Source organism: Anaerostipes amylophilus (assembly GCF_025567365.1).
Taxonomy (GTDB): domain Bacteria; phylum Bacillota; class Clostridia; order Lachnospirales; family Lachnospiraceae; genus Anaerostipes; species Anaerostipes amylophilus.
The window spans coordinates 30,173-52,021 of record NZ_JAOQJG010000004.1; the positions used below are offsets into that span (position 1 = coordinate 30,173).

A 21,849-nucleotide genomic window follows, 5' to 3' on the forward strand; every position below is an offset into this window, starting at 1 on the left:
CGATAGGAAGTACAGTATTATAAATGATCGTATAAAAATAAAATCAGGAGGAAGATATAAGGTGAGTGAATTAAAGATATTAGTTGTGGATGATGAAAGCAGAATGCGAAAGCTAGTGAAAGACTTTCTCACAAGAGCAGGCTATCAGGTACTAGAAGCACAGGATGGTGAAGAAGCGGTTGATACCTTTTATTCTACAAAAGGAATCAATCTTTTAGTCTTAGACGTTATGATGCCGAAGATGGACGGATGGGAAGTTGTCAAAGAGATCCGTAAGGTATCGAAAGTTCCGATTATCATGCTGACAGCCAAGGATCAGGAACAGGACGAGCTTCTTGGATTTGAACTTGGGGTGGATGAATACATTTCCAAGCCATTCAGCCCAAAGATTTTAGTAGCCAGAGTGGAAGCTCTTTTAAGAAGAACGGTTCAGACAGAAGGTGAACAGTTAGAAGCAGGCGGAATCGTGATGGATGTTGGAGGACACCATGTATCGATAGATGGGAAAGGAATCAATTTAAGTTATAAAGAATTTGAATTGTTACAATACTTTATGTCCAATCAGGGAAGAGCACTTACAAGAGAGAGTATCTTAAATCAGGTGTGGAATTATGACTATTTTGGAGATGCCAGAACAATTGATACGCATGTGAAGAAATTAAGAAGTAAACTTGGCGAGAAAGGTTCTTACATTCATACGATCTGGGGCATGGGATATAAATTTGAGGTTGAAGAGAATTGAAAAAGAGAGTATTAAAAAACCGTTCAGTCCGAGTAAAGATGACTTTGATGCTGATCATTATCATGACATCGGTGATCTTATTGTCTGTATTAGTAAATCTTACGATGCTTAAAACATACTATACAGAAAAAGAGAAAAAGGCAATTAAGGAATCATACTGTGAGATACAGAAAGTGTTTAAGAAGGATACAGTTCGTAAGAATGATGTTGATGAGATTGCCAAAAAGTATAATTATAGAATTATGATCAATGATTCGACAGGACAGAATGTATATAGCTCAGAAGGCGAAAAGAGTTTTATGTATAAAAACCTTTGGAATATTCTAAATAATAATCTGGACAGAATCAGTAATGAGATCAGCAAACAGGGATATGCAGTTATGACCAATTCCAATAAGAGTATTGGAACAAGTATTAATCTGATCGGATATCTGGAGGATGATTATACGGTGATCATTAGCACACCGATGGAAAGTATTCAGACAAGTGCAAGATTATCAGGACAGTTTACGATGTATGTTGGATTGGTCTTGATCGTTTGTGGTGCAGTGGCAATGTATTTATACAGCCGCCAGTTTACAAAGCCAATCGAAGATATGGCAAAAGCAGCGAATCAGATGTCGCATCTTGATTTTGATGTAAAAGTACCAACAGGATCAGATGACGAACTTGGAAGGCTTGGGAACAGTATCAATGAGCTATCGTCTAAATTGGAATTAACTATTTCAGAACTAAAAACGGCAAACAATGAGCTTCAAAAGGATATTGAGCAGAAAGTTCAGATTGATGAGATGCGAAAGGAATTCTTATCCCATGTATCACATGAATTAAAGACGCCGATCGCATTGATCCAAGGATATTCAGAAGGGCTGAAAGACAATATCTTAGATGACGAAGAAAGCAAGGAATTCTACTGTGACGTTATCGCAGATGAAGCAAAGAAGATGAACAGGATGGTTCAGAAACTGCTGACACTCAATCAGATTGAGTTTGGAAATAATCAGGTTAACATGGAACGATTTGATATTACGGAAATGATTCAAAATATGGTGGAAGCAAGTAAGATCCTTGTGGAGAAACAAGGAGTTCAGATTATTTTTGATGAACCAGAGACACATGTGTGGGCAGATGAATTTATGATCGAAGAGGTTGTGAATAACTACTTGAGCAATGCAAGAAATCATGTTACAGATGGAGGAATCATCAAAGTAAGCTATTGTCAGCATGGAAAGGACTTAAGAGTCAAAGTATTCAATACAGGAGATCATATTCCACAGGAAGATATCAATAAGCTTTGGGTAAAATTTTATAAAGTCGATAAGGCAAGAACAAGAGAATACGGTGGAAGCGGAATTGGATTGTCTATCGTTGAAGCTACGATGAAAGCCCATGGCAAAGATTACGGAGTTACGAATGTAGAAGGTGGAGTAGAATTTTACTTTGAAGTAGAATCCGCAGATTCTGAATCCGAATAGTATGATTCAATGTAAAAATAATACAGACAAGGAAACGATTCTTGTGGTATGATATAGAAAGAGTAAAAGCAGGGGAAATCAGTGTAAGCTGGTTTCCTTTGGCAAATAAGGATAAAAAGGATGAAAGAAATATGTTAAAAGATTACAAAGACCAGATTCAAGATGCAGACCTTGTATTAGTTGGAATCGGACGAGAATTACGTGCAGACCGTCTGATCGATTTTAAGAAAGCAATCACAAATGAACATTATCAGAATCTGATCGGCAAAGATGATGAAGATTCCAAATGGATGAGAACAGTCTACGAAAGAGAATATTTATTATCTATGAAAGAGACAGATCTGTTCAAAGAATTAGAAGAAGTTTTAGAAGGAAAAGAATATTTTGTAGTGACAAGCAATGATGATGGATTATTATATCATACTCATTTAAAGAAAGATCATGTTACTGCACCATGTGGCAACGGTGATTTCTTCCAGTGCAGCGGACCATGTGATGAACAGCTCTATCCAGCCAACTTAGGACTTAAAGATCTAATTGATTATTACGAGAAAACAGGTAAGATAGAACATCTGGAGTGTCCAAAGTGTGGCAAACAATTAATCTTTAATGTCCGTACAGAAGAGACAAAATCCATCTATATCGAAGGAGCCTACCTAAATTCATGGGCAAGTTATACGAAATGGCTCCAAAACACTTTAAATAAAAAGCTTTTTATATTAGAATTAGGAGAAGGTTTTGAAGTCCCAAGTTTGTTCCGCTGGCCTTTCGAGAAGATGGCATTCTACAATGAGAAAGCAACTTTTGTAAGAGTGCATCATTCACTTTACCAGATTGGAAAAGAGATCAAAGAAAAAGGAATCGGGATCAAGATGGACAGCCGTGACTTTTTAAACATAGCACACGAATAGAGGAGACAGCCTATGATAGCGATTATCGATTATGATGCAGGAAATATCAAAAGTGTTGAGAAAGCACTGAATTACCTCGGAGAAGAAGCAATCATCACAAGAGATCACGATGAGATCGTAAACAGCGACAAAGTCATTCTTCCAGGAGTTGGAGCATTTGCAGATGCGATGGAGAAGATTCGTCATTATGGATTAGAAGATACGATTCATGAAGTCGTAGAGAAGAATATTCCATTTTTAGGGATCTGTCTTGGGCTACAGTTAATGTTTGAATCTAGTGATGAAGGACCAGGGGTGAAAGGACTTGGATTATTACCAGGAAAGATCTTAAGAATTCCAAAGAGTGGAGATTTAAAGATTCCACATATGGGATGGAATAATATCAAAGTTAAAGAAGGTTCTAGATTATTCAAAGGACTTCCAGATAATCCATATGTATATTTTGTACATTCCTATTATCTTCAGGCAGACGATGAAGATATCGTAGCAGCAACAACCGAATATGGTGTGAAGATTCACGCAGCAGTAGAGAAAGACAACATCTTTGCCTGCCAGTTCCATCCGGAAAAGAGCAGCACCGTAGGACTACAGATTTTAAAGAACTTCGTTTCACTATAGGAGGAATTGGCGATGCATACAAAGAGAATTATCCCATGTTTAGATGTCAAAGCAGGACGCGTTGTGAAAGGTGTCAATTTCGTTAATCTGATTGATGCCGGAGATCCGGTAGAGATCGCAGCAGCATATGACAAAGCAGGTGCAGATGAGCTTGTATTCTTAGATATCACAGCATCATCCGATGCAAGAAATATCATGATCGATATGGTAAGAAAAGTCGCAGAAAAAGTATTTATTCCATTTACCGTCGGTGGAGGGATCCGTACTGTGGATGACTTTAAAGCAATCTTACGAGAAGGCGCAGATAAGATTTCGATTAATTCCTCAGCAATCAATACACCGAATCTGATCAATGATGCAGCAGACAAATTCGGAAGCCAGTGTGTTGTTGTAGCGATTGATGCCAAACGCAGAGCCGACGGAAGCGGATGGAATGTCTACAAGAACGGTGGAAGAATCGATGTAGGCTTAGATGCTGTAGAATGGGCCATGGAAGCAAACCGCCGTGGAGCAGGAGAAATCCTGTTAACAAGCATGGACTGTGACGGAACGAAAGCAGGATATGACAATAAACTGACAAGAATCATTGCAGAGAATGTTGATATTCCAGTGATCGCATCTGGTGGTGCGGGGAATAAAGAACATTTTTATGATACATTGACAGAAGGAAAAGCAGATGCAGCATTGGCGGCTTCACTGTTCCATTTTAATGAATTGAAGATATCTGATCTCAAGGAATATCTGGATCAGAGAGGGATTAGTGTCAGACGATAGAATTATATCATTTGATGATAAGGAAAGAAGACTCTTTTTTTGTGAGGAGTCTTCTTTTTTAATACAATGTTATTGTAAAATATTGACAGGAATAAACAAATGTGTTTTAATTACATAAAATACAAACATTTACATAATAAACAGGAGGGGACATATGGAACAAAATGAAAATAATTTTATCAGCGAAGAAGTAAAAAGATTAACATAGAAATGCAAAATACCTATCAGGAAGACTGGGCAGAGAGAAGCCTTTTCTACAACTGTCGGATGTTTACAGAAGGTTTTAAAAAAGGCGATCCTTACTGGAAGCTTTCACCTTGTATCCATATAGGAATCTTAAATTTTAACATGATGAAAAGTCCTGGATATTACCATAAAGTGACATTGCGAGACGAAAAAACCAATGAACTCTACAGTAGAAAATTTCAATTCCATGTGATAGAATTAAAGAAAACAAAGGCAGCCAAAGGCAAAGCAAGAAAGCATCCTCTATACCGTTGGGCAAGACTGATCGCCGCAACGACATGGGAAGAGGTTGCGCAGGAATCAGCAGGTAATAGATATATGGAAAGGATACAAGAAGAAATGGTAAAGATGAGCCAGGACGAACGGGACAGATATCTATATTTGAGAGAAGCGATGGCAGCGAGTGACAGAGTGAGTCAGCTGCAGAGTGCGGAAAATCGTGGGGTAAGGGCAGGAAAATTACTAAATCAAATTTCTATGATTCAGAAAAAAGTAAAGAAAAACAAGAATCTAGAACAAATAGCAGATGAACTAGAAGAGTCAACAACCAAGATAAGACCAATCTACGATCAAGTAAAACAACATCCAGACAAAACAGCAGAAGAAATCTACAATCTAATTAATAATGAATAAAATCGGAGGACATTACAAATGAGTATCAAGACAGACAAAGCAGCACAAAACCACCAGAAAGGCTACAACTGTGCCCAGGCAGTTGCCTGTGCATTTGCTGAAGAAATGGGAATCGACGAATCCATCATTTTCAAGATGATGGAAGGTCATGGACTAGGAATGGGCTGCATGGAAGGAACATGTGGAGCGATCACCGGAGCCGTTGCAGTCATCGGTGCCATAAAAAGCTGTGGAGACATCGAGAAACCAGTTTCCAAAGCAGCAACCTACAAACTTTCAGGAGAGCTTGTAAAACGCTTTCAGGAGAAGAATCAAGCAACAAAATGTAAGGACCTAAAAGGGATTGAAACGGGAAAAGTCTTAAGATCCTGTCCAGGCTGTATTGAAGATGCAACAGCCATTCTGGAAGAAATTTTAGCAGAATGATCTAATTGAAATAGAAAGAAACAAACAAGAAGCCATGTTACAAGCATAGACAAGATTTATCTATGCCGGAACATGGCTTCTTTTTATTAGCATTTGATTCTAAACAATAGAAAAATAACTATTTATTCATATTCTTCTCAGCCGCAGAAAGCATCAGCTTAATACGGTTGATCTGGTTAACCTCACTAGCTCCCGGATCATAGTCAATCGCCACGATGTTCGCATCAGGGAATGCCTGACGGATTTCTTTGATAACACCCTTACCAACGACATGGTTCGGTAAGCATGCAAATGGCTGTGTACATACGATATTTGGAGCACCGCTGTGAATCAGTTCAACCATCTCACCTGTTAAGAACCAACCTTCACCAGTCTGGTTACCGATGGATACAAATGGTTTTGCATATTCTGCAAGATCTTTGATATATGCAGGTGGTTCAAAACGGTTACTCTTGGCTAGTTCTTTACGAAGAGTCTGACGATAACGTTCAACGATCCAGATCGCGGAATTGCTGATGATCGCAGATTTCTTAGATTTACCAAGGTAACGGTATTTGAAGTTACTGTTGTAGAAGCTGTACATGAAGAAATCTAATAAATCAGGTACAACAGCTTCCGCACCCTCACGTTCCAGAAGTTCTACTAAGTGGTTATTTGCATCTGGAAGGAATTTCACAAGGATCTCTCCAACGATTCCGACACGAGGTTTCTTAATATCTTTTAATGGAATGCGGTCAAAGTCACGAATGATTCCACGGATATTCTTCTGGAATGTGTAGAAGTTACCTTTGGCAATATCACGTTTACATTTTGCAGCCCATTGTTTGTGTAATTTATTAACAGAACCAGGTTTTACTTCGTAAGGACGTGTATGATAAACCGTTCTCATAAAGACATCACCATAAACGATCGCCTGAACTGCTTTATTTAATAAACCAGGTGTAAAACTAAATCCGCTGTTTTTCTCAATTCCCTGTGCACTTAAACCAATAACAGGAACATAACCATAACCAGCTTTCTCAAGCGCACGGCGGATAAAACTGATATAGTTTGTAGCACGGCATCCACCACCAGTCTGAGAGATGACAAGTGCGATCTTATGAGGATCATATTTACCAGAAAGCAATGCATTCATTAACTGTCCAATCACGATCAGAGATGGATAGCAAGCATCATTATTTACATATTTAAGTCCTGTATTAACATCTTCCATACCACCCTGATTTAAAACTTCAACGTTATATCCACAAGACTGCAGGGCAGGTTCTAAGAATTCAAAATGGATCGGAGACATCTGAGGAACTAACAGTGTGTAGTTTTTACGCATCTCTTTTGTAAATTCCACACGTTTGATCGCTGGAGATACAGGTTTTGGTTCAATCTTATGTTTTTTACGGACACGAACAGCACTGATCAGTGAACGGATACGGATTCTTGCTGCACCAAGGTTATTTACTTCATCAATCTTTAATACTGTGTAGATACGTCCAGATTTTGTTAAGATATCTTTTACTGTGTCAGTTGTAACCGCATCCAGTCCACAACCGAAAGAGTTTAACTGAATGACTTCTAACTGTTTATTTGCTTTTGCATAGTTTGCTGCAGCATATAATCTGGAATGATACATCCACTGATCCTGTACATTTAATGGACGTTCAACCTTTGATAAATGAGAAATAGAGTCTTCAGTTAAAACGGCGATTCCATAAGAGTTGATCAGCTCTGGAATACCATGATTGATCTCAGGGTCGATATGATATGGACGACCACATAAAACGATACCAGTTCTACCAGTTTCAGCAAGGTAAGCAAGTACTTCCTCACCTTTATTCTGAATGTCTGTACGAACCTGTGCAAGTTCTGCATACGCCTTATCAACCGCATGATTGACTTCATCTACTGTTAAATGATACTGAGCTTCTAATTCCTCGAATAAACGGGATTTCAGGGCTTCTTCATTATCCAGTGCTAAGAATGGATTCATGAAGTTGATATGCTCTGTAGCAAGTTCTTCCATGTTATTTTTGATATTTTCTGCATAAGAAGTAACGATCGGACAGTTGTAATGGTTATTTGTACCTTCCATCTCGTTACGTTCATAAGGAATACAAGGGTAGAAGATATCCTTGATTCCCTGTTTGATCAGCCACATCACATGACCATGGGCTAATTTTGCAGGGTAACATTCTGATTCACTTGGAATAGATTCGATACCTAACTCATAAATCTTACGGGAAGATTCTGGAGATATCACAACTTTAAATCCAAGATCTGTAAAGAATGTATACCAGAATGGATAGTTCTCATAAATATTTAAAACTCTAGGGATACCAATGACACCACGTGAAGCTTTTTCATCAGATAAAGGTTCATAGTCAAAAGTACGATGGAGTTTGTAATCATAAAGGTTTGGAATATGTTCTGCATTTGGTTCTTTTCCAACACCACGTTCACAACGGTTACCTGTGATATAACGGCGGCCGTTTGAGAATTTGTTGATCGTTAACAGACAGTGGTTTGTGCAGCCTTTGCATCGTGTCATAGATGTATCAACACTCATAGCAAAGATCTCTTCTAAAGGAAGCATAGAAGTTTCCATATCTGCTTCATAACGTTCTCTGGCGATCAGTGCAGAACCGAAAGCTCCCATGATACCAGCAATATCAGGTCTTACAGCATGGCATCTAGAGATACGTTCAAAGCTTCGAAGAACCGCATCATTATAAAATGTACCACCCTGCACAACGATATGTTTTCCAAGATCAGAAGGATCTGTTAATTTGATAACTTTGTATAAAGCATTCTTGATAACAGAGTAAGCAAGACCAGCAGAGATATCTCCAACACTTGCTCCTTCTTTCTGTGCCTGTTTTACCTTAGAGTTCATAAACACTGTACAACGTGATCCAAGATCAATCGGATTCTGTGCTGTTAAGGCAACTTTTGCAAATTCCTGTACGGAATGATTTAAGGATTTTGCGAATGTTTCAATAAATGATCCGCAACCTGAAGAACAGGCTTCATTTAACTGTACATCATCAACGACACCGTTTTTGATACGGATACATTTCATATCCTGGCCACCGATATCAAGGATACAGTCAACATCAGGATCAAAGAATGCAGCAGCATAGTAATGCGCAATTGTTTCAACTTCACCAAAATCAAGGTTTAACGCAGCCTTGATCAGATGTTCTCCGTATCCTGTCGAACAGGAAGATACGATCTTGGCTTCTTTTGGCATCTGTTTATCAATCTCATGAAGTGCCTCGACAACAGCGTGAAGCGGACTTCCGTTGTTATTATTGTAGTAGCTGTAGAGAAGTTCTCCGTCTTCACCAGCTAAAGCAACTTTTGTTGTTGTGGAACCAGCATCGATTCCTAAGTAACAGTTTCCTTTATATGTAGAAAGATCTCCGCGTTTTACAACATGGCGGTTATGATCTTTTACGAAACTCTTATATTCTTGTTCGCTCTTAAATAAAGGTTCTAAACGGTCAACTTCCTGCTGAAGCTCAATCTTCTTCTCAAACTGCTTTAATAAATGTTCAAAATCAGTTGTAACTTCCTCTTTTGCATTTAAGGCAGCACCGACAGCTGCAAATAAATGAGAGTGAGTTGGAGCAATGATCTCATCATCTTTTAAGTTTAATGTACGGATAAATGCCTCTTTTAATTCTGTAAGGAAATGAAGAGGACCTCCAAGGAAAGCAACGTTTCCACGGATTGGTTTACCACATGCAAGACCACTGATCGTCTGGTTTACAACTGCCTGGAAAATAGAGGCAGCAAGGTTTGGTTTCGTTGCACCTTCGTTGATCAGAGGCTGGATATCAGTCTTTGCAAATACACCACAGCGGGCTGCGATCGGATAGATTGTGTCATAATCTTTTGCATATTCGTTTAATCCGCCGGCATCTGTCTGTAATAAAGAAGCCATCTGGTCGATAAATGATCCTGTACCACCAGCACAGACACCATTCATACGCTGATCGATTCCATGTGTGAAATAAATGATCTTTGCATCCTCACCACCAAGCTCGATGGCAACATCTGTCTGAGGAGCGTAATCCTGTAATGCACTGGATACACAGACAACTTCCTGACAGAATGGGATGTCTAAGTAAGAAGAAATGGAAAGTCCTCCGGAACCGGTAACGGTTGGAGCAAACGTCATTTCTCCGATCTGGTCTTTTGCTTTTCTTAATAAGGAAGATAGTGTTTCCTGAATCTTAGCAAAATGTCTCTGATAATCAGAGAAAAGTATATTATGTTGTTCGTCGATGACAGCGACCTTGACTGTCGTTGAGCCAATATCAATTCCTAATCGTTTCATCTTCTCGTATACCTGCTTTCTATAAAATACTATAATTTCAAGCGTTAAAATAATGTTAAAAAAACATATCTGTCCAATATACATGGACATTATATCTATTATAATCATTTTCAAAATAATTGCAAATAGGAATATTATCTAAAAAATCGGGGGAAAATAGTGGAAACAAGGAAATGCTGCTGCATATTCTATAAAAAAGCGAAGGAATTCTTAAAAATGAGTCAAACAAATACATGCAAAGGAACAGTTTATATTGTAAAAGAAAAAGACAGCCTGTATCAGATCGCAAAGGCATATGGAGTGAAGGTAAGAGATATCATGAGAGAAAATCCTTTTGTTAATGTGTATAATTTACAGATCGGTGATGAATTATGTGTTCCTGGATTTTTAAGTGTTGCAGAAAATGCATACACTCCATATATTGTAAAAAAAGGAGAAACAATCCTTAATATAGCCAATATGCACAAAACAACAGTGGAAAATTTAGCAAAAAGTAACAAAAAAATAAGGGAAATGACATTGCCAGTTGGTACAGTACTGTTAATTGACAAAGCAAAATGAGTTCTTTATAATGAAATAGGTAAAAGTTTGGAGTTTTAGATATTCCAAAGAAGAAAACAGGATCTGTGAGAATACAGAGCCCTGTTTTGTGGGAAACTTATGGACAAGGTACTTCCATAGAAAGGAGCGGACAATGATCAAGTATTATCGCACGATGGATCATCAGATTCATGAAATCAGTGAACCTATGGAAGGTACATGGATATCGTTAGTTCATCCCACAGCGGCAGAACTTGCAACGATTGCGGCAGAATATAAGATAGATATTGATGATCTTAGAGCCCCTTTGGACGAAGAAGAACGTTCGCATATCGAGGTGGAAGAAGGTTATACCTTGTTTATCGTAGACGTACCAACAACAGAGGAACGAAAAGAAAAAGAATATTTCTTAACGATTCCATGTGGTATTATTCTGACTGAGAAAGTGATCATTACAGTATGTCTTGAAGATACTTCTGTTCTTGCAGACTTTAAGAATGGAAGAGTTAGAAATTTCTGGACATTTAAGCGTACAAGATTTATCTTACAGATACTTTACAGGAATGCATCATTATATCTTCAATATCTGCGAATCATTGATAAAAAGAGTGATTCTGTTGAAAAACAGCTTCACATCTCAACGAAGAATCAGGAACTTATAGAGCTTTTGGAATTAGAGAAGAGTTTGGTTTACTTTTCTACATCCTTAAGATCAAACGAACTGGTACTTGAGAAGATGCTAAAGATTGATAAGATCAAACAGTACCCGGAAGATGAGGAATTACTGGATGATGTTATCATAGAGAATAAACAGGCTATTGAGATGGCGGATATTTATAGTAATATCTTAAGTGGTACAATGGATGCATATGCATCAGTTATCTCAAATAATCTGAACATAGTAATGAAAGTTCTTGCAATCATCACGATCGTTATGTCGATTCCAACGATGATCGCAAGTTTTTGGGGAATGAATGTTCCAGTACCATTAGCACATTCACCATATGGATTTTTGATCCTAGTGATCGTATCTTTAATTCTCACAATTTTTGGAGGATACATCCTGGGTAAGAAAAACATGTTTTAATATTGATTGATGATAAGAAAGGTTTTTTATGTGGCTAAATAAACTGGAAGAGAAATTTGGCAAATATGCAATTTCAGATCTTCCAAAGATCATAGTTTTATTATATGCGGTTGGATTTGTGATCGCAAATATATCACCACAATTATACAGCTTACTGGAATTGAATCCGTATCTGATCCTTCACGGACAAGTCTGGAGATTAGTAACATTTTTACTGATCGGACCAGAGACGAATTTGATTTTTGTAATATTTGTATTATTATTTTATTACTCTATCGGAAGCTCATTAGAGCAGGTATGGGGTACTTTCCGATTTAATATGTATTATTTGATCGGAGTTTTAGGAACGATCGTTGGAGCGTTCTTAACCTATGTGATTCTTACGTTTGCGTATGGAGAATCCTATGGTGCTTTTGTGAATATGGACACATTTTATCTGAATATGACATTGTTTTTAGCATATGCAGCAATGTTTCCAGAGATGGAAGTATATTTGTATATGATCCTTCCAATCAAGGTAAAATGGCTTGGATACTTAGATGGATTATATTTAATCTACATTTTTTTAAGTTCAGGCTTTACAGTTGCCGGAATTTCGGTTAAAGTATCTATAGTTGCAGCTTTGTTAAATTTTCTACTATTTTTCTTCTCTATGAAGAAGATCCGAAGAATGGGAGCAAACTTCAAGGCTAAAACAATACATAAGAAGAAGGCAAGAGCGTACAAAGCTAAGACGATCACGCCAAAGAAGAAGAATGGTGCGATGCACGAATGTGCAGTGTGCCACAGAACAGAACTTGACGATCCAGAATTGGAATTTCGTTATTGTTCAAAATGCGATGGGAATTATGAATATTGTCAAGATCATTTATTTACCCATAAGCATGTGAAAAGGTGAGTTGTTTATTATTTAAATATATTTTGAAACCAAAGGAGAAAAATTATGCTAACCAAGAAGACAAAAATCATTTGTACAATGGGACCTGCAACAGACGACGATGAGGTATTAAAAGACCTGATGCGTTCAGGAATGGACATTGCCCGTTTAAACTTCTCTCATGGAGATCATGAAGAGCAGTTAGGACGTATCAAGAGAATTAAGAAGTTTAGAGAAGAACTGAATTTACCAATCGCTATTTTACTTGATACAAAAGGACCAGAGATCCGTACAGGATTATTAGAAACAGATGATGATGTTGAATTAGTAACAGGTCAGGAATATACACTGACAACAAGAGACATCAAAGGAAATAATGAAATTACCAGCATTACATATGCGGAACTTCCACAGGATGTAGAAGCTGGAAACACAATCCTGATCGATGACGGATTAATTGGGTTAAAAGTTAAAGAGATCAAAGATGGAACAGATATCGTATGTGACGTTATCAACGGAGGACTTTTAGGAAGCCGTAAGGGTGTTAACGTACCTAACGTAAGAGTTAACTTACCATCTATCACAGAAAAAGATAAAGCAGATATCGAATTCGGTCTTGAGAATGGAATCGACTTCATCGCAGCATCATTCATCCGTAATGCAGAAGCTGTAGAAGAGATCAAAGATATCATCGGTGCACATAACATGCATGTTGGTGTAATCTCTAAGATCGAGAACATGGAAGGTGTTGAAAACATTGATGCGATCATCGATGCATCTGCTGGTATCATGGTTGCCCGTGGTGACCTTGGTGTTGAAGTACCTGCTGAAGAAGTACCTTTCTTACAGAAAGAGATCATCAGAAAATGTAACGATGCATTCAAACCAGTTGTTACAGCTACACAGATGTTAGATTCTATGATCCGTAACCCACGTCCAACAAGAGCTGAGGCTACAGACGTGGCAAATGCGATCTATGATGGAACAGATGCGATCATGTTATCTGGAGAAACAGCAAAAGGTAAATATCCAGTAGAAGCTGTTAAGATGATGAATCAGATCGCAATCTCAACAGAAGTTCACTTAAGCACAAAGATCAAAGATTACAGATCTAAATATATCAATCGTGGAATTTCAGCAGCAGTTGCTTATTCTGCAGTACAGACAGCACACAATGTAAATGCAAAATGTATCTTAGCATCAAGTATGTCAGGATTCACAACAAGAATCGTATCTAAATTCAAACCAGATGCACAGATCATCGGTTTGTCACCAGATGATGCGATCGTACGTCAGATGCAGATCTATTGGGGAGTACGTCCTTTCAAATCTCACAAAGCTGAGACAACAAAAGATCTGTTAGATGAAGCAACAGATATCGTATTAGATGCAGGACTTGCTGAGAAAGGTGACATCTTAGTCTTAACAGGTGGTGGACCAGCTAACCACCGTGGAAAAGGTGTTACAAATATGTTAAAAGTAGTAAAAATCGGTGAATTTGGCGAGTAATCGACACGAATATATGATAGAATGGGGATGTAGCAATACATCCCTTTTTTCTTTTATCAGGAAATTCACTAAGATAAGATGGGATATTTTCAGGAGGAAATACGAGTGAAAGTTTCAGAACGTGTATACATATCAGAGATATTAAAAATACAAAAGAGGCACTTACTTCGCAAAATAGAGAAAGAAAAATCAATTTCAAGACTGTATTGTATCACACTGCCACTCTGGAACAGTGCATTTCTGGAAATATATCCTTATAATGAATTATTATCAGATATTCACAAAGAAAAAGATATTACAATCGTAGGGATGGCAGCAGGAAAAGATGATGCAGTCGTTATGTTAAGACGTATGATCGATGATCTGTATCATAAAGGAAAATTAAAAGACATCACAACATATTTCTGCGGGGAAGATAAATGAGCATACTATTTTTTATATTAAAGATCATAGGAATCCTGATCTTGATACCGATCGTGTTACTTTTAATCCTTCTGATATTTCCAATCTGTTACCAGATGGAAGGAGATTTTGATGATAAAACACCGAAAGCACAAGCGAAAGTATCATGGGCAGTCGTATTTTTACGGGCAAAGGTGTTTTATGAAGAAGAACTTAACTTTGCAATCCGCATCTTTGGAATTCCGGTATATGATTCACGAAAGGACCATTGGTCTGTATTAGGGGAGCATCCAGAGAAAGATAAGAAGAAAAACAAGAAGAAACATAAGAAAAAATCGACATCTGAAAAGAAATCAAAAAAAGAAGCGAAACAAAATAAACAACAGATAAAACAGGAAAAGCATACTGTACAAGAACAAATTTCAGATAAAAAGGTGGTTCGGGAAGCAAAAGATATAACAATAAAAAAGACTTCAGAAGACGTATTTGATCTTACATGGGATGAAAAAGAAGAATCAACAAAGAAAGACAAGGAGTTTTTCGGCAAAAAAATCGTGAATCTTCTCAAAAAGTGTTATAATAAATGCAAGAATCTCATAACAAAGATTCGTAAGATTACAGATAAGATGGAGACTGTTGGAGACATCTTAGAAGACGAAGATATTATCAATGCAATAAAGAGAATCAAAGAATATGGAATAAATGCAGTAAAGCTGTTGCTTCCGCAGAAACTAAATGCACAGATAACATTTGGTTTCGAAGACCCATATTACACAGGGAAAGTCTTAGGATGGGCAGCGGTACTGATTCCAATTTACGGAGATCGCATAGATATTACACCAGACTTTGAAAAAAGAACTCTAAAAGGACATTTAAAGATCAAAGGAAGTATAAGAAGATATAAGATCTTACAGCTGTTATGGAAAATATACAAAGACAAAGATGAACTAATAAAACAAAAAGACCGAGCATTAAGAATGATAGGAGGCAACTAAAATGAGCAAAGAAAATTTAAAAGATACCATGGGTTCACTATTTGACGGCATGGAAGGATTCTTAACATCAAAAACAGTCGTAGGAGAACCTATCTATATCAAAGATACCATCATCTTACCATTAGTAGATGTCTCCTTCGGAATGGGTGCAGGAGCTTTCTCTGGAGACAAGAAAGATAAAAGTGGAGGAGGAATTGGAGGAAAGATGACTCCAAGTGCTGTACTTGTTATTAAAGATGGACAGACGAAGCTTGTGAACATTAAGAATCAGGAGACGATCGTGAAGTTATTGGATATGGTACCAGATGTGATTGACAGGTTCGCAGGTAAGAACGAAAGTTTGGAAGATATTGTGGATGATCTTGAAAAGTAAATTTTAATTTCGAGTTGGCCAATTGTAGAATTCGAGTATATGATAAAAAATAAATAAGCAACTGAACGCGATGCGGTGGAATTTTGCTCATATTTTGAACAAATCGCTGATCCGCCCAATTTCCTACGATAACTCGCTTTGGAGTTTTGTTTCAGACAAAAGTCTTTGAAGCTCAGACAATCGTCCAATTGGGCTACGAATTTATTCAAAATATGGCAAAATTCCAATGCATCGCGTTCAGTTGCTTATTTATTTTTTATCATATACAAAAGCCTACCGTCGCAAACCCAAATTTATAAAGGAATGAGTAATAAAATTTCGGAATAAATATGTACAAAAAGGATTTTTAAATATGAAACGAGTCTGGGCTATTGCTTTTTTCTTTTTCTCTATGGGGTTGTTTGCGGGATTTTGGATTACGCATGATCCTATGAAAATAGTTATTTGTATAGGATGTGACATTATAGCGTATTGTTTGTTTTTTAAATGAATTTCAATAGAAAGGTAAAATAAAAAGAGTTGGAAAAATTCCAACTCTTAGTGGTTTCTTATATAATCAATCAAGATTAAGCACGTTCAACCTTACCAGATCTTAAGCAAGAAGTACAAACGTACATTTTCTTAGCTGCTCCGTTAACTTTAACTCTTACGGATTTGATGTTTGATTTCCACATTTTGTTTGATCTTCTATGTGAATGGCTCACTGCGTTTCCAAAATGAGCACCTTTGCCACAAATAGCACATTTTGCCATGTTAGCACCTCCTTATTCCAATCTCTATTCCTGTTTCATTCCAGGCTCGACAACTATTTCATTCTAACAGATTGATTTATAAAAATCAAGAATAAATTTGCTTTTATTTTAAATCATTTTTTGAAACACTAGACTTAGAGGGTTTCATAATGTATAATCGAGTTATATGAATTCTCGTTTGGAGGTATAATTTATGAAAGGACATGTGAATACAAAGAATGGAGAAATCTCCATTGAAAATCAGGTAATTGCGAAATATGCCGGAATCTGTGCTCTTGGATGCTTTGGTATTGTAGGAATGGCAATGGTGAATATGAAAGATGGAATTGCCAAGCTTTTGACAAGAGATAATATCAGAAAAGGTGTATTTGTTTCAGTAAATAATAATAAGATCACGATAGACTTCCATATTATTGTATCTTATGGAGTTTCTATTTCTACAGTGGCAAGCAATCTTATGGAATCTGTAAAGTATCGTGTGGAAGAATTTACAAGCCTTGAAGTAGAACGGATCAATATTTACGTTGAAGGCGTAAAAGATATAGGATAATAGATGATGGAGGCAAAGATTAAGATGAAACAGATAGATGCAGCATTGCTGCAGAAGATGTTGATTGGCGGAGCCAAGAGATTAGAGGCGAATAAAGAATATATTAATGAACTGAATGTATTCCCTGTACCAGATGGTGATACAGGAACGAATATGACAATGACTGCACTTGCAGCAGCCAAAGAAGTTGGAAATGCACCAGAAGTAACAGTTAAGGAAGTTACAAGAGCATTATCAAGCGGGTCTTTAAGAGGTGCAAGAGGTAACTCTGGAGTTATCTTATCTCAGTTATTCAGAGGATTTTACAAAGGTGTCAAGGGTGAAGATGTTCTGACAACCGAAACTGCTGCAGCGGGGTTTAAGAATGCGGTAGATACAGCGTACAAAGCTGTTATGAAACCCAAAGAAGGAACAATCCTTACAGTAGCGAAAGTAACGGCGGAGAAAGCAGTAGCATGTGCAAGAGAAACAGAAGATTTTAATGAATTTGCAGAGGTTGTGATCAAGGAAGCAAATGCGATTCTTAAGAAAACACCAGACATGCTTCCAGTACTGAAAGAAGCAGGTGTTGTGGATTCAGGTGGACAGGGACTGGTAGAATTTCTTCAGGGGGCAGTAGATGTATTGTCCGGAAAAGAAGTTGATCTAAGTGGTGTAGAAAGAGTTGCAAAGAAGCCAGCAGCGACACAGACAGAAGCACCATTGGAAGAGAAGGATATCAAATTTGGTTATTGTACAGAGTTTATTGTTATGACCAAAGAAGAGATTTCTATGGAAGAAGAACAGAAATTCAAAGATTTCTTAATGGGAATCGGAGATTCTATCGTAGTCGTTGCAGACGAAGACATCATTAAGGTTCATGTGCATACAAATCATCCTGGAAAAGCAATCGAAAAAGGTCTCACATATGGAGAACTTACGAATATGAAGATTGATAACATGAGAGAAGAACACAGAGAGCGTTTGAATCTTACACAGGCAGAAGCACAGGTGGACGATCAGCCAGTGAAACCAGAAGAACCGAAGAAAGATTATGGATTTGTAGCAGTTTCTATTGGACAGGGAATGAATGACATTTTCCGTGAATTAGGGGTAGATTATCTGATCGAAGGTGGTCAGACAATGAACCCTAGTACAGAAGATATGTTGAATGCGATCGAACAGGTTAATGCAGAGACAGTCTTTATCCTGCCGAATAACAAGAACATCATTCTTGCAGCAACACAGGCACAGTCTTTAGTAGAAGATAAGAATGTTGTGATCATTCCGACAACAACTGTTCCCCAGGGAATTTCAGCGATCATTGGATTTGATCCAGAAGCAGATGTCGAGTCTAATGAAGAAAGTATGAAAGATATCATCGAATGCGTCAAGACTGGAGAAGTAACTTATGCGGTCAGAGATACATCCATCAATGGAATTGCGATCAAGATTGATGATATTATGGGAATTGATGATGATGGAATCAAGAAAGTCGGACAGGATATCGAGAAGGTTACATTAGGATTATTAGAAGAGATGGTAGATGAAGACAGCGAGCTGATCAGCATTTACTATGGAGCAGATACAACAAAAGAACAGGCAGAAGCATTACTTGAGAAAGTAGAAGAAACATATGGTGACTGTGATGTACAGTTAGAATATGGCGGACAGCCGATTTATTATTTCTTATTGTCAGTAGAATAAGATGATACAAAGAAATCCCGCTTGAAGGCGGGGTTTCTTTGCTTTTAAGAGGAACTATTTAAGGAGAGACCTATGGATGGAACAACGAATATCATAGAATTAAAAGGAATTGGGGAGAAGAGTGCAACGGCATTTGGAAGACTTGGAATTCGGGATATTGATAGTCTTATCACGATGTATCCTAAATATTATCTCACTTACGAAGACCCAAAAGACATCCATGAATTAGAAATCGGACAGAGGGTTTCGATTGCAGTACGCATTAATTCAGAAGTGCATATTCAGTATGCAAGAAGAATAAAGATTGTTACTTGCACTGCAAAGGATCACACGGGAACGATCATGCTTGTATGGTATAATATGCCGTATTTAAAGAAACAATTACATCAGGGAAGAGACTATATATTTACAGGGACACCGATCTACAAGAATGGCAGGATCACAATGGAACATCCAGAAATCTTTACACCAGAAGATTATGAGGCAAAACAGGAAACACTGCAGCCAGTTTATCCATTGACAAGCGGGCTTACCAATAAGCTGGTATCCAAAGCAATGTTTCAGACAAAAGATTATATTTTTCAGATTCCAGAATATCTTCCACAGAATATTCTTGATCAGTATCATCCGATGGAATATAACAAAGCGATTTGGAATATTCATTTTCCAGAGTCCAAGAATGATCTGATAGAAGCAAAAAAACGCTTGATCTTTGATGAATTTTTTATTTTTATCTCAGCAATGCATATGATAACATCAGGTGAAGATATTAAAGAAGAAGGATATAAGATCGGTGTTTGTAAGGAAGCAAAAGAATTAATAGCGAATCTTCCATATGAGCTGACAGGAGCACAGAAACAGGCGTTAAATGAGATGGCAAAAGATATGGCATCGGGAAAAGTTATGAATCGTCTTGTGCAGGGGGATGTAGGTTCAGGAAAGACGATCCTTGCGATCATATTGCTTTTGATGTGTGCAAAGGCTGGATATCAAGGCGTTTTAATGGCCCCGACAGAAGTACTTGCAACGCAGCATTACGAATCATTTATGGAGCTTTTGAATCCATATGGAATCAAGATTGCATTATTAACAGGATCAACAAAAGCAAAAGAAAAAAGAGAAATTTACCAGAAGATTAAGGGTGGAGAGATTGATATTGTGATCGGAACTCACGCGGTAATTCAGGATAAGGTAGAATATCAGAAATTAGCACTTGTTATTACAGATGAACAGCATAGATTCGGAGTAAGACAAAGAGAAAGTTTATCGTTAAAAGGAGAAAAACCACACGTGCTTGTTATGAGTGCAACACCGATTCCAAGAACACTTGCGATCATCTTATATGGAGATCTTGATGTATCGATCATTGATGAACTGCCCGCAGAGAGATTGCCGATCAAAAACTGTGTAGTAAATACAAGTTACCGTCCGACAGCCTATCGATTTATTGAAAAACAGGTAAGTCAAGGAAGGCAGGTTTACATCATTTGTCCAATGGTGGAAGAAAGTGAGCCAATGGAAGGGGAGAATGTCATTCAGTATGCACAGATGTTAAGAAGCCAGTTTGCACCATCGGTAAGGATCAGTTATCTTCATGGGAAGATGAAAGCAGCAGATAAGCAGAAAGTGATGGATGATTTTTCAGAAGGGCTGATAGACGTACTTGTATCAACAACGGTTGTGGAAGTTGGCGTAAATGTACCGAATGCAACGGTTATGATGGTAGAGAATGCAGAACGTTTCGGGCTGGCACAGCTTCATCAGTTAAGAGGAAGAGTTGGACGAGGCGTTTATCAGTCATACTGCATTTTTATGACAAGTTCCAAGAAAAAAGAAACTATGCAGCGTTTAGAAGTATTGAATAAATCAAATGATGGATTTTACATCGCAAATGAGGATTTGAAATTAAGAGGACCTGGAGATTTCTTTGGAGTCAGACAGAGTGGAATGATAGATTTTGTTTTAGCAGATATTTATACGAATGCAGATATTATGAAGCAGGCGGCAGATGCAGTGAAAGAACTTGAAGAAGAAGAATTTGATTTTTCAAATTTAAAAAATAGCAGATTGGAAAAACAGATCGGTCTTGCAAGAAATATATAGGAGGAAGAAGATATGGTACGTTTTTATCTAAGGTTTACAGGAAGGGTCCAAGGAGTGGGATTTCGCTTTTTTGCAGCAATGAATGCAGAAAAATGTCATCTGAGTGGATGGGTAAAAAATATGCTGGATGGTTCGGTAACAGCGGAAGTTCAGGGAACAAGGCTTCAGATCGAACAATTTCTTGAATTAACACAGACTGGAAATCGTTTTGTAAGAATTGATCATATTGAAAAAGAGGAACGCCCATATGATGAAAAAGAAAAAGGATTTCATGTAAGATATTAAAAAATATCAGAAACAGTTACAAAAAAATTCCACAATATGTAAAAGATTCTAGTGTATCTTTTGAACGTTTACATATACTATGAACGTAACAAACAACAAACAAAAGAAATGGAGGTCTTTCAAAATGGAAGAACGAACTTCAGCAAGAAGCAAAGGAACAAACAGAGTCGAAGTACCAGAAGCAAGAGGAGCTTTAGACAAATTTAAGTTTGAAGTAGCAAATGAAATTGGCGTGGATTTAAAAGATGGATATAATGGACATCTGACAACTGCTCAGGCAGGATCTGTCGGAGGAGAAATGGTTCGTAAGATGATCCGCAGACAGGAAGAAGAAATGTCTCGCTAGTAAATTAAAAATACAAATGAAAAAAGAAAGATAAGAGAGAAAGAGGCAGTGAAAGCATAAACTATGACTGCTTCTTTCTCATTGTCGGTTGACAAAATCTGTAGATATAATAAAATAAAAGAATGATAGTCTGCGAAAGCAGAAGTGTATCGTGGAATAAAATACAGATAAGGAATGTACATA

The 21,849-nt window shown here is 37.5% G+C and carries 21 protein-coding genes; 19 read left to right on the forward strand and 2 right to left on the reverse strand.

Annotation, left to right across the window (positions count from 1 at the left end; genetic code table 11):
- The first annotated feature begins 61 nt into the window (after positions 1-61).
- The 7 genes from OCV53_RS06515 to OCV53_RS06545 all read left to right on the forward strand — a co-directional run bounded on the left by OCV53_RS06515 (position 62) and on the right by OCV53_RS06545 (position 5,825).
- The gene (locus tag OCV53_RS06515; protein ID WP_022375237.1) at positions 62-742 is read left to right on the forward strand and encodes a response regulator transcription factor; all 681 of its coding nucleotides are present in this window, start codon (positions 62-64) and stop codon (positions 740-742) included.
- The gene (locus OCV53_RS06520; protein WP_055197242.1) at positions 739-2,217 is read left to right on the forward strand and encodes a HAMP domain-containing sensor histidine kinase; all 1,479 of its coding nucleotides are present in this window, start codon (positions 739-741) and stop codon (positions 2,215-2,217) included. The genes OCV53_RS06515 and OCV53_RS06520 overlap by 4 nt, the downstream gene beginning before the upstream one ends.
- Positions 2,218-2,348: 131 nt before the next feature.
- Positions 2,349-3,128 carry an SIR2 family NAD-dependent protein deacylase gene (locus OCV53_RS06525; protein ID WP_055197522.1) on the forward strand — a complete coding sequence of 260 codons (780 nt, stop codon included), beginning with the start codon at positions 2,349-2,351 and terminating at the stop codon, positions 3,126-3,128.
- A 12-nt stretch (positions 3,129-3,140) separates the two neighbouring features.
- Entirely contained in the window at positions 3,141-3,746 is a 606-nt protein-coding gene (hisH, locus tag OCV53_RS06530; protein ID WP_055197244.1) for an imidazole glycerol phosphate synthase subunit HisH, read from the forward strand.
- Positions 3,747-3,758: 12 nt separating this feature from the next.
- The gene (gene hisF / locus OCV53_RS06535; protein ID WP_055197245.1) at positions 3,759-4,520 is read left to right on the forward strand and encodes an imidazole glycerol phosphate synthase subunit HisF; all 762 of its coding nucleotides are present in this window, start codon (positions 3,759-3,761) and stop codon (positions 4,518-4,520) included.
- Between the two features lie 198 nt (positions 4,521-4,718).
- Complete coding sequence (locus OCV53_RS06540) at positions 4,719-5,399, forward strand: Rpn family recombination-promoting nuclease/putative transposase (protein WP_262568743.1); 681 nt, start codon at positions 4,719-4,721, stop codon at positions 5,397-5,399.
- Positions 5,400-5,417: 18 nt separating this feature from the next.
- A complete protein-coding gene (locus OCV53_RS06545) occupies positions 5,418-5,825 on the forward strand; it encodes a C-GCAxxG-C-C family protein (RefSeq protein WP_009265149.1) in 408 nt (135 codons plus the stop codon).
- A 118-nt stretch (positions 5,826-5,943) separates the two neighbouring features.
- On the opposite strand, the gene OCV53_RS06550 is transcribed toward OCV53_RS06545, so the two are convergent.
- The gene (locus OCV53_RS06550) at positions 5,944-10,161 is read right to left on the reverse strand and encodes a 2-hydroxyacyl-CoA dehydratase (protein ID WP_055197248.1); all 4,218 of its coding nucleotides are present in this window, start codon (positions 10,159-10,161) and stop codon (positions 5,944-5,946) included.
- 216 nt (positions 10,162-10,377) lie between these two features.
- Between OCV53_RS06550 and OCV53_RS06555 the strand changes: the two genes are divergently transcribed.
- The 7 genes from OCV53_RS06555 (at position 10,378) to OCV53_RS06585 (ending at position 15,944) form a co-directional block, all read left to right on the forward strand.
- Positions 10,378-10,722, forward strand: coding sequence for a LysM peptidoglycan-binding domain-containing protein (locus OCV53_RS06555; protein WP_055197249.1), 345 nt, complete (start codon positions 10,378-10,380; stop codon positions 10,720-10,722).
- Positions 10,723-10,855: 133 nt separating this feature from the next.
- Positions 10,856-11,788 carry a magnesium transporter CorA family protein gene (locus OCV53_RS06560; RefSeq protein ID WP_022375510.1) on the forward strand — a complete coding sequence of 311 codons (933 nt, stop codon included), beginning with the start codon at positions 10,856-10,858 and terminating at the stop codon, positions 11,786-11,788.
- 28 nt (positions 11,789-11,816) lie between these two features.
- Entirely contained in the window at positions 11,817-12,686 is an 870-nt protein-coding gene (locus tag OCV53_RS06565; protein ID WP_055197252.1) for a rhomboid family intramembrane serine protease, read from the forward strand.
- A 45-nt stretch (positions 12,687-12,731) separates the two neighbouring features.
- The gene (gene pyk, locus OCV53_RS06570) at positions 12,732-14,174 is read left to right on the forward strand and encodes a pyruvate kinase (protein ID WP_022375512.1); all 1,443 of its coding nucleotides are present in this window, start codon (positions 12,732-12,734) and stop codon (positions 14,172-14,174) included.
- A 105-nt stretch (positions 14,175-14,279) separates the two neighbouring features.
- Positions 14,280-14,597: a hypothetical protein gene (locus tag OCV53_RS06575; protein WP_022375513.1), complete on the forward strand. Its 318-nt coding sequence runs from the start codon at positions 14,280-14,282 to the stop codon at positions 14,595-14,597.
- Complete coding sequence (locus tag OCV53_RS06580; protein WP_055197254.1) at positions 14,594-15,571, forward strand: DUF2953 domain-containing protein; 978 nt, start codon at positions 14,594-14,596, stop codon at positions 15,569-15,571. The genes OCV53_RS06575 and OCV53_RS06580 overlap by 4 nt, the downstream gene beginning before the upstream one ends.
- Position 15,572: 1 nt before the next feature.
- A complete protein-coding gene (locus OCV53_RS06585; protein WP_022375515.1) occupies positions 15,573-15,944 on the forward strand; it encodes a GerW family sporulation protein in 372 nt (123 codons plus the stop codon).
- A 566-nt stretch (positions 15,945-16,510) separates the two neighbouring features.
- Here the strand turns inward: OCV53_RS06585 and rpmB are convergent.
- Positions 16,511-16,696 carry a 50S ribosomal protein L28 gene (rpmB, locus tag OCV53_RS06590; RefSeq protein WP_006565876.1) on the reverse strand — a complete coding sequence of 62 codons (186 nt, stop codon included), beginning with the start codon at positions 16,694-16,696 and terminating at the stop codon, positions 16,511-16,513.
- Positions 16,697-16,889: 193 nt separating this feature from the next.
- On the opposite strand from rpmB, the gene OCV53_RS06595 reads away from it, so the two are divergent.
- The 5 genes from OCV53_RS06595 (at position 16,890) to OCV53_RS06615 (ending at position 21,666) form a co-directional block, all read left to right on the forward strand.
- Complete coding sequence (locus OCV53_RS06595) at positions 16,890-17,246, forward strand: Asp23/Gls24 family envelope stress response protein (RefSeq protein ID WP_055197256.1); 357 nt, start codon at positions 16,890-16,892, stop codon at positions 17,244-17,246.
- Between the two features lie 6 nt (positions 17,247-17,252).
- Positions 17,253-18,932 carry a DAK2 domain-containing protein gene (locus OCV53_RS06600; RefSeq protein WP_055197258.1) on the forward strand — a complete coding sequence of 560 codons (1,680 nt, stop codon included), beginning with the start codon at positions 17,253-17,255 and terminating at the stop codon, positions 18,930-18,932.
- 72 nt (positions 18,933-19,004) lie between these two features.
- On the forward strand, positions 19,005-21,035 hold the full coding sequence (gene recG / locus OCV53_RS06605) for an ATP-dependent DNA helicase RecG (RefSeq protein ID WP_055197260.1): 2,031 nt from the start codon (positions 19,005-19,007) through the stop codon (positions 21,033-21,035).
- Between the two features lie 12 nt (positions 21,036-21,047).
- Positions 21,048-21,320: an acylphosphatase gene (locus tag OCV53_RS06610; RefSeq protein ID WP_022375154.1), complete on the forward strand. Its 273-nt coding sequence runs from the start codon at positions 21,048-21,050 to the stop codon at positions 21,318-21,320.
- Between the two features lie 124 nt (positions 21,321-21,444).
- Positions 21,445-21,666 (forward strand): alpha/beta-type small acid-soluble spore protein, encoded by a 222-nt coding sequence (locus OCV53_RS06615; RefSeq protein WP_022375155.1) that lies wholly within the window; start codon positions 21,445-21,447, stop codon positions 21,664-21,666.
- Positions 21,667-21,849 lie beyond the last annotated feature (183 nt).

Excerpts from the sequence above, each read along its gene's own strand:
- recG (WP_055197260.1), top strand. The coding sequence starts at position 19,005 with ATGGATGGAACAACGAATATCATAGAATTAAAAGGAATTGGGGAGAAG.
- OCV53_RS06560 (WP_022375510.1), top strand. The coding sequence starts at position 10,856 with ATGATCAAGTATTATCGCACGATGGATCATCAGATTCATGAAATCAGT.
- OCV53_RS06600 (WP_055197258.1), top strand. The coding sequence starts at position 17,253 with ATGGAGGCAAAGATTAAGATGAAACAGATAGATGCAGCATTGCTGCAG.
- OCV53_RS06555 (WP_055197249.1), top strand. The coding sequence starts at position 10,378 with ATGAGTCAAACAAATACATGCAAAGGAACAGTTTATATTGTAAAAGAA.
- OCV53_RS06550 (WP_055197248.1), bottom strand. The coding sequence starts at position 10,161 with ATGAAACGATTAGGAATTGATATTGGCTCAACGACAGTCAAGGTCGCT.
- OCV53_RS06580 (WP_055197254.1), top strand. The coding sequence starts at position 14,594 with ATGAGCATACTATTTTTTATATTAAAGATCATAGGAATCCTGATCTTG.
- OCV53_RS06565 (WP_055197252.1), top strand. The coding sequence starts at position 11,817 with ATGTGGCTAAATAAACTGGAAGAGAAATTTGGCAAATATGCAATTTCA.
- hisF (WP_055197245.1), top strand. The coding sequence starts at position 3,759 with ATGCATACAAAGAGAATTATCCCATGTTTAGATGTCAAAGCAGGACGC.
- hisH (WP_055197244.1), top strand. The coding sequence starts at position 3,141 with ATGATAGCGATTATCGATTATGATGCAGGAAATATCAAAAGTGTTGAG.
- OCV53_RS06545 (WP_009265149.1), top strand. The coding sequence starts at position 5,418 with ATGAGTATCAAGACAGACAAAGCAGCACAAAACCACCAGAAAGGCTAC.
- rpmB (WP_006565876.1), bottom strand. The coding sequence starts at position 16,696 with ATGGCAAAATGTGCTATTTGTGGCAAAGGTGCTCATTTTGGAAACGCA.
- OCV53_RS06585 (WP_022375515.1), top strand. The coding sequence starts at position 15,573 with ATGAGCAAAGAAAATTTAAAAGATACCATGGGTTCACTATTTGACGGC.
- OCV53_RS06595 (WP_055197256.1), top strand. The coding sequence starts at position 16,890 with ATGAAAGGACATGTGAATACAAAGAATGGAGAAATCTCCATTGAAAAT.
- OCV53_RS06610 (WP_022375154.1), top strand. The coding sequence starts at position 21,048 with ATGGTACGTTTTTATCTAAGGTTTACAGGAAGGGTCCAAGGAGTGGGA.
- OCV53_RS06525 (WP_055197522.1), top strand. The coding sequence starts at position 2,349 with ATGTTAAAAGATTACAAAGACCAGATTCAAGATGCAGACCTTGTATTA.
- OCV53_RS06615 (WP_022375155.1), top strand. The coding sequence starts at position 21,445 with ATGGAAGAACGAACTTCAGCAAGAAGCAAAGGAACAAACAGAGTCGAA.
- pyk (WP_022375512.1), top strand. The coding sequence starts at position 12,732 with ATGCTAACCAAGAAGACAAAAATCATTTGTACAATGGGACCTGCAACA.